General features: G+C 69.7%; 14 protein-coding genes. 8 read left to right on the top strand and 6 right to left on the bottom strand.

Features of this window, described 5'->3' with window-relative positions; all coding sequences use genetic code 11:
- Positions 1-19: 19 nt before the first annotated feature.
- Entirely contained in the window at positions 20-1231 is a 1212-nt protein-coding gene (locus ABE485_RS05455) for an ABC transporter substrate-binding protein (protein WP_346514027.1), read from the bottom strand.
- Between the two features lie 172 nt (positions 1232-1403).
- Here ABE485_RS05455 and ABE485_RS05450 point away from each other — a divergent pair, with 172 nt between their 5' ends.
- Together ABE485_RS05450 and ABE485_RS05445 are read left to right on the top strand one after the other, a co-directional pair.
- Positions 1404-2633 carry a CaiB/BaiF CoA transferase family protein gene (locus ABE485_RS05450; RefSeq protein ID WP_346514026.1) on the top strand — a complete coding sequence of 410 codons (1230 nt, stop codon included), beginning with the start codon at positions 1404-1406 and terminating at the stop codon, positions 2631-2633.
- Positions 2634-2708: 75 nt separating this feature from the next.
- A complete protein-coding gene (locus ABE485_RS05445; protein WP_346514025.1) occupies positions 2709-3701 on the top strand; it encodes a Bug family tripartite tricarboxylate transporter substrate binding protein in 993 nt (330 codons plus the stop codon).
- A gap of 3 nt (positions 3702-3704) precedes the next feature.
- Here the strand turns inward: ABE485_RS05445 and ABE485_RS05440 are convergent, their stop codons facing one another.
- Genes ABE485_RS05440 through ABE485_RS05430 form a run of 3 tightly spaced genes read right to left on the bottom strand, consistent with a single transcriptional unit; the run spans position 3705 to position 7633 of the window.
- A complete protein-coding gene (locus tag ABE485_RS05440; RefSeq protein ID WP_346514024.1) occupies positions 3705-4697 on the bottom strand; it encodes a tripartite tricarboxylate transporter substrate binding protein in 993 nt (330 codons plus the stop codon).
- 30 nt (positions 4698-4727) lie between these two features.
- Positions 4728-6830, bottom strand: a complete 2103-nt coding sequence (locus tag ABE485_RS05435; protein ID WP_346514022.1) for an acetate--CoA ligase family protein — start codon at positions 6828-6830, stop codon at positions 4728-4730.
- On the bottom strand, positions 6827-7633 hold the full coding sequence (locus tag ABE485_RS05430) for an enoyl-CoA hydratase/isomerase family protein (RefSeq protein ID WP_346514021.1): 807 nt from the start codon (positions 7631-7633) through the stop codon (positions 6827-6829). Before ABE485_RS05430 ends, ABE485_RS05435 begins: the two co-directional genes overlap by 4 nt.
- Positions 7634-7758: 125 nt before the next feature.
- On the opposite strand from ABE485_RS05430, the gene ABE485_RS05425 reads away from it, so the two are divergent.
- From ABE485_RS05425 to ABE485_RS05410, 4 genes are all read left to right on the top strand, one after another.
- Entirely contained in the window at positions 7759-8577 is an 819-nt protein-coding gene (locus ABE485_RS05425; protein WP_346514019.1) for an IclR family transcriptional regulator, read from the top strand.
- A 71-nt stretch (positions 8578-8648) separates the two neighbouring features.
- Positions 8649-9647 carry a helix-turn-helix transcriptional regulator gene (locus ABE485_RS05420; protein ID WP_346514018.1) on the top strand — a complete coding sequence of 333 codons (999 nt, stop codon included), beginning with the start codon at positions 8649-8651 and terminating at the stop codon, positions 9645-9647.
- Between the two features lie 136 nt (positions 9648-9783).
- Positions 9784-10173: a RidA family protein gene (locus ABE485_RS05415; RefSeq protein ID WP_346514017.1), complete on the top strand. Its 390-nt coding sequence runs from the start codon at positions 9784-9786 to the stop codon at positions 10171-10173.
- A 55-nt stretch (positions 10174-10228) separates the two neighbouring features.
- Entirely contained in the window at positions 10229-11224 is a 996-nt protein-coding gene (locus ABE485_RS05410; RefSeq protein WP_346514016.1) for a threonine/serine dehydratase, read from the top strand.
- A gap of 42 nt (positions 11225-11266) precedes the next feature.
- On the opposite strand, the gene ABE485_RS05405 is transcribed toward ABE485_RS05410, so the two are convergent.
- Positions 11267-12364 carry a DUF2817 domain-containing protein gene (locus tag ABE485_RS05405; RefSeq protein WP_346514015.1) on the bottom strand — a complete coding sequence of 366 codons (1098 nt, stop codon included), beginning with the start codon at positions 12362-12364 and terminating at the stop codon, positions 11267-11269.
- A gap of 12 nt (positions 12365-12376) precedes the next feature.
- Positions 12377-13354 (bottom strand): tripartite tricarboxylate transporter substrate-binding protein, encoded by a 978-nt coding sequence (locus ABE485_RS05400; RefSeq protein WP_346514013.1) that lies wholly within the window; start codon positions 13352-13354, stop codon positions 12377-12379.
- A gap of 256 nt (positions 13355-13610) precedes the next feature.
- Here ABE485_RS05400 and ABE485_RS05395 point away from each other — a divergent pair, with 256 nt between their 5' ends.
- Together ABE485_RS05395 and ABE485_RS05390 are read left to right on the top strand one after the other, a co-directional pair.
- Entirely contained in the window at positions 13611-14123 is a 513-nt protein-coding gene (locus ABE485_RS05395; RefSeq protein WP_346514012.1) for a sigma-70 family RNA polymerase sigma factor, read from the top strand.
- Positions 14116-15051 (top strand): FecR domain-containing protein, encoded by a 936-nt coding sequence (locus tag ABE485_RS05390; protein WP_346514011.1) that lies wholly within the window; start codon positions 14116-14118, stop codon positions 15049-15051. Before ABE485_RS05395 ends, ABE485_RS05390 begins: the two co-directional genes overlap by 8 nt.
- The last annotated feature ends 40 nt before the right edge of the window (positions 15052-15091 follow it).

The following is a 15091-nucleotide window of genomic DNA, read 5'->3' as shown; positions in this document are numbered from 1 at the left end:
GTTTTAGTGTGAGCCGGCCCTAGGCCAGCTTCGCGTCGAAAACGTCGGCCGGATACGGCTTGAAGTCGCGCACCAGCTTGAAGCTGCCGCCCGCGACCGCCTGGATGATTCCTTCCTGCCTGGCGCCGCGGTGGTCGCCCGGCTTGAACGTGACCTCGCGCGCACCGCCCACCGTCTGGTTCGTCATGGTCTCCATGACGTCGACCAGATTCGCGCGGGTGAGCGGCTTGCCGCTGGCCAGCAGCATCTGGAAGCCCTTGGCGAACAGCGCCGCGTTGCTCCATCCGTTCAGCCCGAACACGCCGATCGGGTCATTGGGGTACAGCTTGGCCACGGTTTCGCGATACGCCTTGACGTTGGCGTCGTCCGCGTCCACCGGCAGCAGCCACGAGGAAAAGTAGGCGCCGTCCAGCAGCGGTCCGGCCAGCTTGTAGGTGGTGGGATCGGCGGTGAAGAACGGGGCCATCCACTTGCCCTGGTAGCCCAGCCGGTCGGCGGTCTTGAGCGCGGCGGCCAGGTTGGCGTTCGAGCCGAACAGGATCACGACGTCCGCCTTGGCGTTGGCGATCCGGCGCACGTGCGGCGTGAAGTCGGTGCTGCGGACTTCGAAGGGAATCGACTCGGCGGGCTGCTTGTTGTTGGCGGCCATGAGCATGTCGAAGCCGCGCTTGGCGGAGCGGCCCAGTTCGTCGTTTTCCCACAGCAGCGCGACGCGCCCGGCGTTCAGGCCGGTGAAGGCGTATTCCAGGTTGGACGCCGCCGACCAGCCGTAGTCCGGCAGCAGCGGAAACACCAGGCGTTCGGCGAACAGCGCGGTCGCCCCGCCGATCGGCCCGATCATCGGCAGGCCCACTTCCTTGGCGTAGGGAATGACGGCCACCGACTGCGCCGTGCCCACCGGGGCCGCCAGCGCAAAGATCTTGTTCTCTTCCACCAGGCGGCGCGTCACGGCCACGCTGCGGGCGGGCTCGTAGCCGTCGTCATACGTGACCGACTTGATCTTCCAGCCGTTCAGCGCGTCGGTCTCGTTGACCCATTTGAAGCAGGCGTCGGCAGCGCGGGAAAGAATCGCATAGAACGGCACCGGGCCCGTGATGGGCGTGAATGCACCGACCGTGACCGTCTTGCTGGCCGTATCGATGCCGGGAGAAACGGATTGCGCGCGCGCCCAGCCCGGAAGCGAAATCGAGGCTGCCGCGGCACAGCCGGAAAGGAATGTCCTTCTGTGCACGTTATGTCTCCTGGTTGTTCTTCGATTGCCGCCGTCTGCTGAGCGACTAAGAATGCATTCTATATATTTGCCGTCCGCAAAAAATACGGGCTTTCCCTAGGAAAAAACGTCCAATTGGTCAAACCATGAACATATAGAATGCATTCTTTCAAGACCAACGCCAGGAGACACCATGCCTTCCGCACCCCTCGCGGGCCGCCGCGTCATCGAACTGGGCACCATGCTGGCGGCGCCCTTCGCCTCCCATATCCTTGCGCAGCTGGGCGCCGAGGTGATCAAGGTGGAGCCCCCACGCGGGGACCCCACGCGCAGCCTCGTCCGGGGCGGCCCCAGCGGCACGTTCATCGCCTACAGCCATGGCAAGAAGAGCGCCTGCATCGACCTCGCCCACCCCGAGGGCCACGCCGCATTCCTGAAGATGCTGGAAACGGCCGACGCGTTCGTCCACAACCTTGCGCCCAAGGCCGCGCGCAAGTTGCGGCTGACCAAGGCCGAGTGCCAGGCGATCAACCCCCGGCTGATCTACTGCCATATCCGGGGCTATGCCGACGGGCCGCAGGCGGACGACCTGGCCTCCAACCCCGTGGCCGAAGCGTCCACGGGCGTCATGGAAGCCAACCGCATCAACGGCCGTCCCAGCCGGCTGGGGCCGTCCTATCACGACCAGTTCGCGGGCGCCTATGCCGTGATCGGCATCCTTGCGCGGATGCTGCAGCCCGACGCCGCCAAGGATGGCGGGCATGTGGAAATCGGCCTGTACGAAACCGGCCTGCACGTGGCGTCGCGCGACCTGGTGGGCGTGCAGCTCAAGACGCAGCTGCTGGGACGGCCCGAGCGCGAGCCGCACGGCGAGTTCAGCATGCCGGGTTATGGCGCCTACCTGACCTCCGACGAACGCTGGATGTATCTGCTGATGCTGACCGACGCCCACTGGCTGAAGTTCTGCCAGGCGATGGAACTGCCCGAGGCCTGCGATGCGTCACTGGCGGCGCTGAAAGACCGGAAGAAGGCGCGCGAGCGCGTCGAGGACATCGTCAAGGCGGCCGTCGGCGCCCGCACGTTCGACGACGCCACCGCGCGGCTCAGGATGGCCGGCGTCGGCAGCACGGAAGTGCTGCCGCTGGAACGGGTGCTGGAGGCGGAGCAGGCGCACCAGCCCGGCAAGCTGCGCAGCGTCCGCTACCGGGACCTGGCGTTCGACGTGCCCGAATTTCCGCGGCTGAACGCGGCCGACGACGGCGTGGCGACACTGCCGCCGCCGGACCTGGGCGAACACACGCGGGACGTGCTGCAGGCCGCCGGGCTCACGCCCGCCGAATGCGACGCGCTGATCCGCAGCGGCGCCGTATCCGCCGACCGGCCGGGCGATTTCGCCTGGGCGCCGGTGCGCAAGCAGGCATAAACCGCGTATAACGCGCGCATGCCGGAACGATAACGGGCGCGACAGACCGCCCCACAAGAAACGAGGAGACTGCAAATGCTGAAGCTCAACATTGTGCCGGGCCTGTTCAAGGCCGCCATCGCCGGCTTGCTGTTCGCCGCCGCCACGACCGGCGCGTTCGCCGCGGACTATCCCGACCGGCCGATCCGCCTGGTCGTCGGCTTCCCGCCGGGCGGCGGCGCCGACTTCGTGGCCCGCCAGGTCGCGCAGCGCCTGGGCGAGGCGCTGAAGGCCAGCGTGGTCGTGGACAACAAGGCCGGCGCCAACGGCACCATCGCCGCGGCCGAGGTCGCCCGCGCCGCCGCCGACGGCTACACCCTGCTGCTGGGCGTCACCGCGTCGCAGTCCATCAGCCCCGCCCTGTCGCCCAGGCTGCCCTACGACCCGCTGCGCGACTTCACGCCGATCACGCAGGTGGGCTACACGCCGCTGGTGCTGGTGGTGAATCCCAAGCTGCCGGCCCGGACGCTGGGCGACTTCCTGAAGTACGCCAAGGCCAGCCGCACGCCCGTGCCCTATGGGTCCGCCGGCACCGGCAACATCACGCACATGGCGGCCGAACTGTTCGTGCAGTCGTCAGGCGTGTCCAATTTCCAGCACATCCCGTACAAGGGCAGCAGCCAGGTCATCACGGACCTGATCGGCGGGCGCGTCGACGCCTACTTCGACACGCTGCCTTCGTCCCTGCCCCTGATCCAGAGCGGCCAGCTCCATGCGCTGGCGGTCACGGGCCCGACGCGCTCGGACACCGCCCGCGACATTCCCACGGTGCAGGAGGCCGGCGTGCCGGGCTTCCAGACCACCACCTGGTTCGGCGTGCTGGCCCCGCCCAAGCTGGACGCGGCGCTGGCCAATCGTTTGTATGAAGCGCTGAAGCGCGGCATGGACGCGCCCGACGCGCGCCAGGCGCTGGTCACGCGCGGCGTCGAGCCCGTGCTGGATACGCCCGCGCAATTCAGCGCGGAGCTGAAGGAGGACCTGCAGCGGTGGCGCGACGTGGCGCGCAAGGCGGACATCAAGCTGGAGTGAGGCTCATGGATTGTCCGTAATGCCGGCCTCCTGGACGATCTTGCGCCAGCGCGCTTCTTCCTGCTTCACGTAGTCGCCCAGCGCGGCGGGCGTGCCCACATTGGCGGCCAGCCCCTCCAGTTCGAGCGCCGAACGGAAATCCGGATCGACGGACGCCTTCTTGATCGCGGCATTCAACTGGTCGATGACTGCCGCGGGCGTGCCCTGCGGCACGAACAGTCCGTACCAGCTGTCGACGAAGTACCCCGCCTCGCCCGACTCCGCCACCGTCGGAACGCCCGGGTAGGCGGGCGAGCGTTCCTTCGTGGTCACGGCCAGGGCGCGCAACTGGCCGCTCTTGACGTGACCGCTGACGCTGGCCGACGTCGAGAAGATCATGTCGATCTGGCCGCCGATCAGGTCATTGATGCCCGGGCCGGAACCCTTGTAGGGCACATGCAGGATATCGACCTTGCCCAGGCTCTTGAACAGCTCTCCCGCCAGATGGGCGGAGGTGCCGTTGCCGTAGGACCCGAACGTCAGTTTTCCCGGGTTGGCGCGCGCATAGGCCAGTATGTCCTGCACGCTCTTGAATCGCGAATTGGACGACACGACCAGCACGTTGGGAGACTTGCCTATCATCGCCACCGGCGCGAACGCCTGGTCGGTGTCGTAAGGCAGCTTCTTGTGGATGGCCGGATTCACCGCGTGCGCGAACGTCGACATCAACAGGGTGTAGCCATCCGGCGGGCTCTTGGCCACGTTCTCCGTTCCGATGATGGTGCTGCCGCCCGGCCGGTTCTCCACGACGACCGTCTGCCCCAGCTCTTGCGTCAGGCCCTTGGCGAGCTGGCGCGCAATCAGGTCGGTGCCGCCGCCCGGCGTGAAGGGCACGACGATGCGCAGCGGCCTGTCCGGAAAGGCGGCCCGGGCCTGCGGCGCGGCCAGCACGCCTAATGCCAGCGCCGCCGCGGCAACCGCCGTCGCGCTGCGCGCGAGCAAGTTTTTTTGTCTCATGTCTGTCTCCTGTTTATCCACCTGCCTGAACTACTTCGAAAGATCCCGCAGCACCGCCACGCCGTCGGCCGCGCAAACGCCCTGCCCCAATGGCCTGACGAACAGCGGATTGATTTCGGCTTCGACGAGCCGGTCCCGCAGCGCAGCGGCCATCCGGGAAAACGCGACGACCGCCTCCACCAGTGCCGGCACATCGGCCCGCTCGCGGCCCCGGTATCCGTCCAGCAGGGGCCACGTCTTCAGCCGCCGCAAGGCCGACGCCACCTGATCCGGCGTCAGGCCCGACCCGTCGTCGGGCAGCATCAGCAGCACCGTGTCCCGAACCAGCTCGGCGACGACGCCGCCCATGCCAAGCAGGATCGCGTCGCCCAGCGGATCGCGGTGCAGCCCGACGATCACTTCCGCCGCGCCGGACACCATTTCCTGGACCAGGAACGCGCCGGGCCGGCGTCCGGTATGGCGCCGGACGTCTTCGGCCATCCTTTGCAGGCGTTCAGGCACGTCCGCGGCCGCGACGTTCACCGCCACGCCGCCCACGTCGCTCTTGTGGGTGATCTCGCCGGACAAGAGCTTGAGCACCACGCGCGGCCCCAGCGACGCGGCGGCCTGCACGGCCTGTGCGTCGGACTGCACGACGGTCTCCCTGACGCCGGGAATGCCGAATCGCGCAAACAGCGCCTTGGCCTGCGCCTCGTCCAGCGAGCCGCTTTCCGGACACGCCACCGGCGCGACAGGCGCCGGCCGGCGCGCGGGCCGCTGCGGCCCGCTGCGCGCGTGCACGTCCCACATCGCGGCCATTGCGGCGCTGACGCCCTCGGGCGTGTGGAACGCCGGAATGCCGTAGCGGCCCAGCACTTCCGCGGCCTGAGGCGCGTGCGGGCTGATGTAGGCCATCACCGGCAGGTCGCTCGCCGCGAGCGTGTCCTTGAGCGCCCCCGCCATCAGCTCGGGCTGCGCGACGCCGGAGGACCCCACGATCACCACCAGCGCGTCGTAGTTGCCGCTCTCGAGCACGATGCGTATCGCCCCCCGCAGCAATTCGGGCTGCAGGCCCGCGAGCGTCACATCGATGGGATTGCGATCCAGGGCGGCGTGGACGCCCGGCTGCAGGGCACGCAGGGCGGCGCCCGTCGCGGCGTCCGGCGGCGGCATGTCGAAGCCCGCCACGCCCAGGCAATCGGCCACCAGCGTGCCCGCGCCGCCCGTCGACGTCAGTATCGCAATGCGGCGGCCGCGCAGCGTGCGCTGGCCCGCCAGTGCGGCGGGGATGTCCAGCAGATCGGAAAACGCTTGCGCGCGGATGACGCCCGCATCCTCGAACAGCGCGTCGTACATGCCGTCGGCGCCCGCCAGCGCGCCGGTGTGCGACGCCGCGGCCTGGGCGCCGGACTCCGACCGCCCGATCTTGAACGCCACCACGGGCTTGCCGGCGTCACATGCCTTGCGCGCGGCGGCGCGGAACTTGCGCGGGTCCCGGATGCTTTCGACGTACAACGCGATGACCCGGGTGGCGGGGTCTTCCGCCAGCGCGTCCACGAAGTCGGCCAGTTCCAGGTCGGCCTCGTTGCTGGTCGAAATCAGCTTGGACAAACCGATGCCGCGGGCAGCGGCCCGCGACAGCAGCGCGCCCAGGATTCCGCCGCTCTGGGAAACCAGCCCGACCGCGCCGCTGTGCAACTCGTCGATTTCCAGGGCGCCGCTCGCGGACAGCGGGATGCGGTCGGTCAGGTTGACCAGCCCGATCGTGTTCGGTCCCAGGATGCGCATGCCGCCGGCCGCCTCGCGCAGCGCCTGCTGACGCCGCGCGCCATCCTCGCCGGTCTCCGAATAGCCGCTGGCCAGCACGATGGCCGCGCCCGCGCCGATGTCCGCAAGGTCGCGGATCGCCTGCTGCGTCCGCTCGGCCCCCAGCACCACGATGGCGACGTCCGGCGCCTCGGGCAGCGAGCGCACGTCGGGGTAGCAGCGCAGCCCGTCGATGTCGGACGCCTTGGGATTGACGGGGTAGATGCGGCCCTGGAACCCGTGCTTGCGCAGGTAGGCCACGGGCCGGCCCGACGTCTTGGCGGGGTCGGCCGACGCGCCCACCACCGCCACGCTGCGCGGCCGCAGCAGTTTCTCCAGGCCGTTCATTTTCCGTCTCCCCGGGCCTCGGCCATCTTGGCCAGGAACGCCGCGACGGAATCGCGATGCTCGGCGCTGGTGTAGCAGATGCCCTGCGCCTGGCTGCCCATGGCAAAGACCTGGTCCGCGGTCAGTTCGAAGGTCTGGTCCAGGATGGACTTGCCCAGCGCAAGCGCGGTGGCGGACCCTTTGCCCAGCTCCGCCGCCCAGGCCTGGGCCGCCGCCACCTCGGCGCCGGCGGGCGCAAGCCGGTCGGCGATGCCAAGCTGCAGCGCTTCCTGGGCCGGCACCTTGCGCCCGGAATAGATCAGCTCCTTTGCGCGCGCCAGGCCAACCCGGCGAGGCAGGAAGTACATGCCGCCGCCGTCCGGAATCAGGCCCCGCGAGATGTAGCTCCACGTGAACGTTGCGCTCTCGGAGGCCACGATGAAGTCGCAACTGAGCGCCGTATCCGCGCCCAGGCCGGTTGCCGCGCCGTTCACCGCGGCAATCGTGGGCTTGGGCATCCGGTGCAGCAGGCTGACCGCGTGGTGCACTCGCTGCTGCCGGGACCAGCCGTTGAACCCTACTTCGCCCGCCGGCGCGTCCATCCGGCGCTGCATGCCGGCGATGTCCCCGCCCGCGCAGAAGCCCTTGCCCTCGCCGGTCAGCACCAGCGCCTTGATTGCCCGGTCCTGCGCCACGCTTTCGAGCGCGTGGATCAGTTCGCTGCGCATGGCGTCGCTGATCGCGTTGCGCTTGTCGGGACGGTTCAGGGTCAGGGTCGCCACGCCCTCGTGGGACTGCAGTTTGATGTATTCGTATTCGGCCATATCCGCGCTCCATGTCCTGGTGGAGCCAGCCGTTCCCGCCGAGGATTCCGGGTAGCTGGCAATGGCTACACGGTAGGCGTTAAAGTGGGCGAAGACATCGCCCCATTTCCATAGAGTGGAATTGCATGCACGCTACACCGCAGTCCGATGCCGCGTCCGGCGCGAGCCGGCGCTTTTCCGGCGTCAGCCAGAACCGCTCGCTGGAGCGCGGCCTGGAGATTCTTCGCGCGTTCAGGCCCGGCACCGACCTGCTGGGCAACGGCGAACTGGCTGAGCGCACCGGCCTGTCCGCCGCCACCGTCAGCCGCCTGACCCAGACGCTGGTCACCAGCGGCTTCCTCGACCACGACCGGGCCGCGCGCGCCTACCGGCTGGCCGCGCCGGTGCTCAGCCTGGGGCACGCCATGCGCGCTGCGTCCCCGGTGCTTCGGGCGGCCACCCCGCTCATGCGCGACACGTCCAACAAGCTGCGGATGAACGTGGGCCTGGCCAGCGCCGACCGCGCCGAAATGGTCTACCTGGAATCGATCCGCTACAACCGCAAGGCCTCGCTGCGGACCATCGTGGCCGGCCAGCGCGTCCCGATCGAACTGACGTCGCTGGGCCGCGCCTATCTGGCGACCCTGGACGCCAGCGCGCGCGAGGCGCTCCTGGACCGGATCAGGCGCGGCTACCGCAGCGGCTCCTGGAAGCCCATCCGCGCCGACATCGACCAGGCGGTCGCCAAGGTGTCGGCGCAGGGATATTGCCTGGCGTCCTGGCAGCCCGGCGTGGTCGCGATGTCCGCGCCGTTGCAGGGCCAGGGCTGCCAGGCGTTGGCGCTGAACCTCAGCCTGATTACGGATGAGGCCGTATCCGCGGTGGAACGGCGGCATGCCTCGGACCTGCTGGCATTGAAGGCGAAGATCGAACACCAGCTGCAAAGCCAGGCCGCAAGCGACTGACCGCGGCGGCCTGCCGGCCGTTCCGGGCGCGCACGCCTTGTGCTAACGTCCCTCAACCAGGAGACATACGCATGCATGCCATTGCCCGCGCCGACACGCAGCCAGGCGTCGCCGGCGCCCCGCCCACCGGCTACGACATCGTCCAGGACCGCGTTTTCGGCAAGCGCCGCGTCATGCGCGCGCACTCGCCGCTGGCCGGCGTGAGCGGCGAACGCGCCTACCTGCATGTGGGCTCGGGCATGTCCGTCAGCGCGTCGAACATGCGGCATGCGGACCCATCCACCGAAACGATCACGGGCGGCGGCGTCATCAAGATCCATACGCGGCTGGCGGGCGCCAGCCGCGTGGGCATCGGCACGCAGTGCGGCCAGTCCGTGGGCATCGCCACCTGCTCCGCGCTGATCCACCCGCGCGGCGAACCCAAGATCGAACGCTTCGACGCCGGCATCGCGGAACAGTCCGTCACCGTGGCCTGCACGGCGGACTTCCTGAACGAAGAATTCGGCCTGGACAGGTCGCTGCCCGCCCCGATCGCCCGCTTCCTGAATGGCCAGGAGGACTGCTTCTACAGCTTCGACCTGCCCCTGCAATGGGAAATGCGCCAGGCGGGCAGCGCGATCCTTGACGACTTTTTCCGCGGCTCGTCGCAGATCATGCTGATCGAGGCGCGCGCGCTGGAGATCCTGGGGCGGTTTTTCCACCAGATCCGCGCCGATGCGCCGGCCGGCGCCCCTTCGGACCTGCGCCCCCGCGACCGGCGCATGGCCATGCAGGCGCGCGACATGCTCGACGCGATGCTCGGCGAACCGCCCAGCCTGGGCCGGCTTGCCCGCGAGGTCGGCACGCACCAGGCCAAGCTGATGCGCATCTTCAAGGCGGCGCACGGCACGACGATCAGCGGCTACATGGAGAACGCGCGCATGGAACGCGCGCGCGACCTGCTGGTCAACGAGGGACTGCCGGTCACCCAGGTGGCCTTCGAAATGGGATACCAGCACCCCGGCAACTTCACGACGGCCTTCAAGCGCCATTTCGGCGTGCTGCCCAGCGCGATGCGCCCGGGTCGCTGAGGCGGCATTCCCGTCGCATCGCGCATAAGCAATGCAATGCCCGCGCAAAAGCGCCGCGCCGCCTGCCTGCGCATCATCGAAGTTCCCTCTGACTTCAAGCGGTGCGCGCCAGGCTGGCGGGCGCCGCCAGCCGCCCATGACGCCGACGCTACCTGCCTCCGACCCGCAAGCCTTCCCCGCCCAGGCGCCGCATTTCTCACCGGCGCGCGTCGCCGGCGACCTGGTCTACGTGTCCGGGCAGATGGCCTTCGCCAGCGGCTACACGCTGGTGGCCGGCGGCGTCGCCGAACAGACCCGCCAGTGCCTGCGCAACATCGAGGCCGCGCTGGCGCCGGTGGGCCTGTCGCTGGACCACGTGGTCAAGACCACTGTATGGCTGGCGCGCAGCGATGATTTCCCGGCATTCAATGCCGCGTACGCCGACGCGCTGGCCGGACGCACGCCGCCCAGCCGCTCCACGGTGCGCGCCGACCTGATGGTGCCGGGCGCGCTGGTGGAGATCGAAGCCGTCGCCCTGCGCGCCTGAGCCGCCGCCCGCGCCGTTGCGCAACCTTTACCTTCCATTGCCCCGAGATAACGCCATGACCCACACCCTGACCCTGGATGCCATGCGCGGCGTCGCCGCCGCCCTGGCCCCCCACATCCACCAGACGCCCGTCGCGCCGCTGGGCGGACCCGACCTGCATCGCCTGCTGGACCCGTCGACCCAGGTGCTGATGAAGCTGGAACTCTTTCAGAAGACCGGCACGTTCAAGGCGCGCGGCGCGCTCAACGTGGCGATGCAATTAACGCCGGAACAGCGCGCCCGGGGCATCACGGCCGTCAGCGCGGGCAACCATGCCATCGCTGCGGCCTTCGCCGCCAAGGCGGTCGGCGTCAGCGCCAAGGTGGTGGTGCAGGCCAGCGCCAATCCCCGCCGCCTGGCGGTCGCGCGCAGCTACGGGGCGGAAATCGTCCTGGCCGCCGACGGCGCCGCCGCGTTCGCCGAAATGGAGCGCATCATGGCCGACGAAGGCCGCGCCATGATCCACCCGTTCGAAGGCGAGCACACGTCATTGGGCACCGCCACGCTCGGCCTGGAACTGGCCGCGCAGGCGCCCGACCTGGACGCCGTCGTCGTGGCGATCGGCGGCGGCGGCCTGGCCAGCGGCGTTTCCGCCGCCATCAAGACCGTGATGCCGCGCTGCCAGGTCTATGGCGTGGAGCCCGAAGGCGCGAACGTCATGAGCCTGAGCTTCGCCAAGGGCGAGCCCGTGCGCATGAACCCGCCGCCCGTCACCATCGCCGACAGCCTGGCGCCGCCGATGACCCTGCCCGTGGCCTATGGCCTGTGCCGCCAATACCTGGACGACCTGGTCACCGTGAGCGACGACGACATCTGCCGCGCCCTGGCCGTGCAGTTCCGGGACGGCAAGCTCGCCGTGGAGCCGGCGGCCGCCACGGCCCTGGCGGCGGTGCTGGGGCCACTGCGTGAACGGTTGCAGGGCAAGCGGGTCGGCATCATCATCTGCGGCGCCAATATCGACAGCGCCACGTTCGGCACGTTGCTCGCCCGAGGCGAAAAGGCGCTTGCCTGAACGGCCCGCCGCCAACGGCGGGCCCGCCCCGGCCGGCCCGCCTCAGTCCTGCATCAGGTCCGACATCGCCTGCGCGATGACCTGCTGCGAACGCTCGAACACGGCCCGCTTCCACCGCGGGTCATCGGGATAGAAGAACCGCAGCAGCCCCTGGCGCGCGTCGCTGCCCGCGTGGCCGGCCCGCGCGCCGCCGAAGGTCTGCCGATGATCGGCCAGCAGCAGTTCCAGCATCTGCTCCTGCGCGTACGTGCCGTATTCCAGCACCAGCGCCATCACGCGCGCCTGGGACAGGATCTGTTCGTAGCCCGGCGTGGTGTGGCCGGTGACCGGCACCCTGTCCTCGACCCTTGTGGTGGACAGGGGCGCCAGCACCCACTCGCCGAACACGCGGCGCACGCGGTCCAGCGCCGCGCCGCTCTGCAGCGCCACCACGCAGCCGTACGAATACGCACCCAGGCCGGTGTGGTAGTCCACCAGGTTGACGCGCTGCGCCGCGCCCGCGTGCTCGCGCAGGATGCGCTCCATTGTCGTGCGCGACCAGTCCGGACCGGACCCGCCAAAGCCCATGCCGTCGGGGTAGAGATACTGCCCGGCCATCAGCGCGGCGTACAGCGCGGGCGTGCCGTGTTCCCGCTGGAATCGCGCCAGCACGGCATCCGCGGCCTCCACCGCGCCGGCATCCCGCGGATCGGCGACGACGGCGGCATGCAGGGCCTCGTAGCCCTGCGCGCAACCCTGCTCAAGGCTGAAATCCACGTAGTTGCGGCACAGGTCCACATTGCCGTCGGTGTAGCGCCGCAAATGCGCCGCGCCCCAGGGATTGATCGCGTGGACCAGCACCACCGCCGTGTCCGCCGGCAGCCCCATGCCGCCGGTGCGCAGCAGCCAGCCTACCTGGCAGCCGGAACCGGCCATCAGTTCGGGACCATGCACGCCGGACGTCAGCACCAGCACGTGTTTCGCGGACCGCGGGCCGATGCGGGCCACGTCCGTGTGCAGCGGCGCGCCGCCGGGGCCGTCCAGCGGATGCCGCCAGGACTCGACCGGCAGATCGCACAGGCGGCACGCGGCCAGGAATTTCTGGCGCGCCGCATCGTAGTCCGGCGCGAAATAGTGCTGGGTTTCCAGGGTGTCGAACATGGCGGCCGTTTCCTATTGCGCCTGGTAGCCCGAAGCCTTGATGACGGGCCCCCAGATGGCCAGGTCCTGCTCGACCGCATCCTGCAGGCCGGCCGGCGTGCTGCTGGCCGGCACGAAACCGATGGGCAGCAGCGCGGCCTGGATCTCGGGCCGGGACGAAATGGCCGTCAGCGCCTGGTTCACCCGGTCGATGATGGCGCTGTCGGTGCCGCGCGGCGCGAACAGGCCGACCCAGCCCGACGTGTCCAGCGACGGGTAGCCCAGTTCGGTGAAGGTGGGCACGTCGGGCAACGCGTCCATGCGGCGCGGGCCCGTGATGGCAAGGATTTTCAGCCGGCCCGCGCGATGGTGTTCCACCATGCCGCCCAGCGCGTCGATGCCCGCGGTCACGTGCCCGCCCAGCAGGTCGGCGACCAGCGGGCCGCCGCCCTTGTAAGGCACGGGCACCAGCGGCGCCTTGTTCTTCTGCGCCAGGGTGTAGCCGATGAACTGCGGCGCGCTGCCCGGCGCGGGAATGCCGAACATGCCGGCGTTCGCGTTCTTCAGGGTCATGCCGATGTATTCATCCAGCGTGCTGGCGGCGACGCCCTGCCCCACGGCCAGCACGTGCTCGAACCCGGCCATCTTGCCGATCGGCGCGAAATCCTTGACCGGGTCGTACTTCACGGAGGGGATCGTCAGCGGCAGCGTGGACATCATGTGGCTGTTGGCGACGAGCAGCATGGTTCCGTCTTTCGGGGCCGACAGGAACGTCTGCGCCGCGATCTGCCCGCCCGCGCCCGGGCGGTTTTCCACGACCACGGAGAGCTGCAGGGCCTCGCGCAGCTTGTCCGCATAGACGCGGGCCACGGCGTCGGCGGCGCCGCCCGGCGGGTAGCCGACGACGATCCGGATCGGCCCCTTGAGTTCGGCTGCGGCGTGGGCGCCGGACATCGCGGCGGCGGCGCAGAACAATGCCGCGCAGGCGCGGCGCACGTAACGGTGGATCATGGCAACTTCCCCTTCCTTGCGGATTTCCGGTCGATTGCTGGTCGAACGCCAGCCTGCGGGAAAGTGTAGGAGCGGCCAGGCCCGCCCGATTCTGCGGCGACGTCGCAATAGTTATGGGCGATGGTGGGATTTTGCGCGGCGCCGCCGCGGTCCCGCGCGCCGGCCTACTGCGGGCGCGATTCCGCTGATACAATAAGAACCATTCTCAATCTCGACACGCTCGGGATTTCCGTCGGCCCTCTTCCATCGCACTTCCATGACTCGCAGCCTGGCGCCGGATCACCACCATGTGCGCGCACTCTACGTGGATCATCACCGCTGGCTGGTGAACTGGCTGCGGAAAAAGCTGGGATGCGGCTTCGATGCGGCCGATATCGCGCAGGACACCTTCCACCGCCTGCTGGCCGCGCCCGAGCGCGCCGGCGGCCTGCAGGAGCCGCGGGCCTACCTGACCACGCTGGCGCACGGCCTGGCCGTGGACCATATCCGCCGGCGCAAGCTCGAGCGCGCCTACCTCGACGAGCTTGCCCTGCTGCCCGAGCAGCATGCCCCGTCGCCCGAGACGCGCGCCTTGCTGCTGGAGGCCCTCGTGCGCATCGACCACATGCTGGACGGCCTGAACGCCAAGGCGAAGGCGGCGTTCCTGATGTCGCGGCTGGACGGCATGACCTATCCCGACATTGCCGCCGCGCTGCGCGTGTCCCTGAGCTCGGTCGAAAAATACATGGCCGCCGCCATCCGCCACTGCTACGAGCTGCGCTATGGCTGACCGCGCGGCCGTGCTGGAGCGCGCCATTTCCTTTGCGGTGCGCCTGAATTCCGGCCACGCCGACGCGTCCGAACACGACGCCTGCCGGCGCTGGCGCGAGGCCGACGCCGAACACGAACGCGTCTGGCGACAACTGCAGGCCATCGAGTCCGACATGCGCGCCGTGTCGGGATCCACGGCGGCGTCCGCCGCGGCGGCGTCGGCCTTGCGCACCGCCCCCAACCGGGGCCGCCGCCAGGCGCTGGCGATGCTGGCCCTGGGCGTGGCGGGGGCCGGCGCCACGCTGGCCTGGCGCGACGGGACCTGGGAACGCATGACCGCCGACTACCGCAGCGGCGTGGGCGAGCAGCGCCGCTATGCGCTGGCCGCCGGCGCCGAACTGTGGCTGAACACCGACTCCGCCGTCCGCGCCGATCCCGGCGGCCGTCGCCTGACCCTGCTTGCCGGCGAACTGCGCATGGACACCGGTCCGGACGCGGCCTGGGAAGTGCGCACGCGCCAGGCCTGCTTCACCGGCACCCGGGCGCGCTTCGTGCTGCGCCAGCTGGGCGACGCGACGCTGCTGGAACTGCTGCGCGGCGACCTGCGCATTGCGCCGCTGCATGGCCGCGAGATCCTCGCCGACCCCGGCGCGCGCTACCGGGTCAGCGATCACGATGCGCGCCGCGAACCGGCCGCGGCCTTCGACGCCGACGGCTGGGCCAACGGCGTGCTGACCGTGCGCGGCATGCGGCTGGCGGACTTCCTGGCCGAGCTGTCCCGCTATCAGCGCGGCTGGATCAGCTGCGATCCGGCGGTGGCGGACCTGCGCGTGTCGGGCGTGTTCCTGCTGGACGACGTGCCGGGCGCGCTAGACACGCTGAGCCGCGCGCTGCCGATGCGGATCCAGCGCTACACGGGACTCTGGACGCGCGTGCTGCCCGCCTGAATGCAGTTACAAAATTTTTGTCGCCGGCCTTACGGGTTTT

It is taken from the genome of Achromobacter spanius (assembly GCF_039673305.1).
Lineage (GTDB): Bacteria > Pseudomonadota > Gammaproteobacteria > Burkholderiales > Burkholderiaceae_B > Achromobacter > Achromobacter spanius_F.
Note: the sequence above shows the minus strand (reverse complement) of the source record. Positions and strands in the feature narration are given on the sequence as shown.

Coding starts and splice junctions, on each gene's coding strand:
- ABE485_RS05450 (WP_346514026.1), top strand. CDS start 1,404: ATGCCTTCCGCACCCCTCGCGGGCCGCCGCGTCATCGAACTGGGCACC.
- ABE485_RS05445 (WP_346514025.1), top strand. CDS start 2,709: ATGCTGAAGCTCAACATTGTGCCGGGCCTGTTCAAGGCCGCCATCGCC.
- ABE485_RS05440 (WP_346514024.1), bottom strand. CDS start 4,697: ATGAGACAAAAAAACTTGCTCGCGCGCAGCGCGACGGCGGTTGCCGCG.
- ABE485_RS05435 (WP_346514022.1), bottom strand. CDS start 6,830: ATGAACGGCCTGGAGAAACTGCTGCGGCCGCGCAGCGTGGCGGTGGTG.
- ABE485_RS05430 (WP_346514021.1), bottom strand. CDS start 7,633: ATGGCCGAATACGAATACATCAAACTGCAGTCCCACGAGGGCGTGGCG.
- ABE485_RS05425 (WP_346514019.1), top strand. CDS start 7,759: ATGCACGCTACACCGCAGTCCGATGCCGCGTCCGGCGCGAGCCGGCGC.
- ABE485_RS05420 (WP_346514018.1), top strand. CDS start 8,649: ATGCATGCCATTGCCCGCGCCGACACGCAGCCAGGCGTCGCCGGCGCC.
- ABE485_RS05415 (WP_346514017.1), top strand. CDS start 9,784: ATGACGCCGACGCTACCTGCCTCCGACCCGCAAGCCTTCCCCGCCCAG.
- ABE485_RS05410 (WP_346514016.1), top strand. CDS start 10,229: ATGACCCACACCCTGACCCTGGATGCCATGCGCGGCGTCGCCGCCGCC.
- ABE485_RS05405 (WP_346514015.1), bottom strand. CDS start 12,364: ATGTTCGACACCCTGGAAACCCAGCACTATTTCGCGCCGGACTACGAT.
- ABE485_RS05400 (WP_346514013.1), bottom strand. CDS start 13,354: ATGATCCACCGTTACGTGCGCCGCGCCTGCGCGGCATTGTTCTGCGCC.
- ABE485_RS05395 (WP_346514012.1), top strand. CDS start 13,611: ATGACTCGCAGCCTGGCGCCGGATCACCACCATGTGCGCGCACTCTAC.
- ABE485_RS05390 (WP_346514011.1), top strand. CDS start 14,116: ATGGCTGACCGCGCGGCCGTGCTGGAGCGCGCCATTTCCTTTGCGGTG.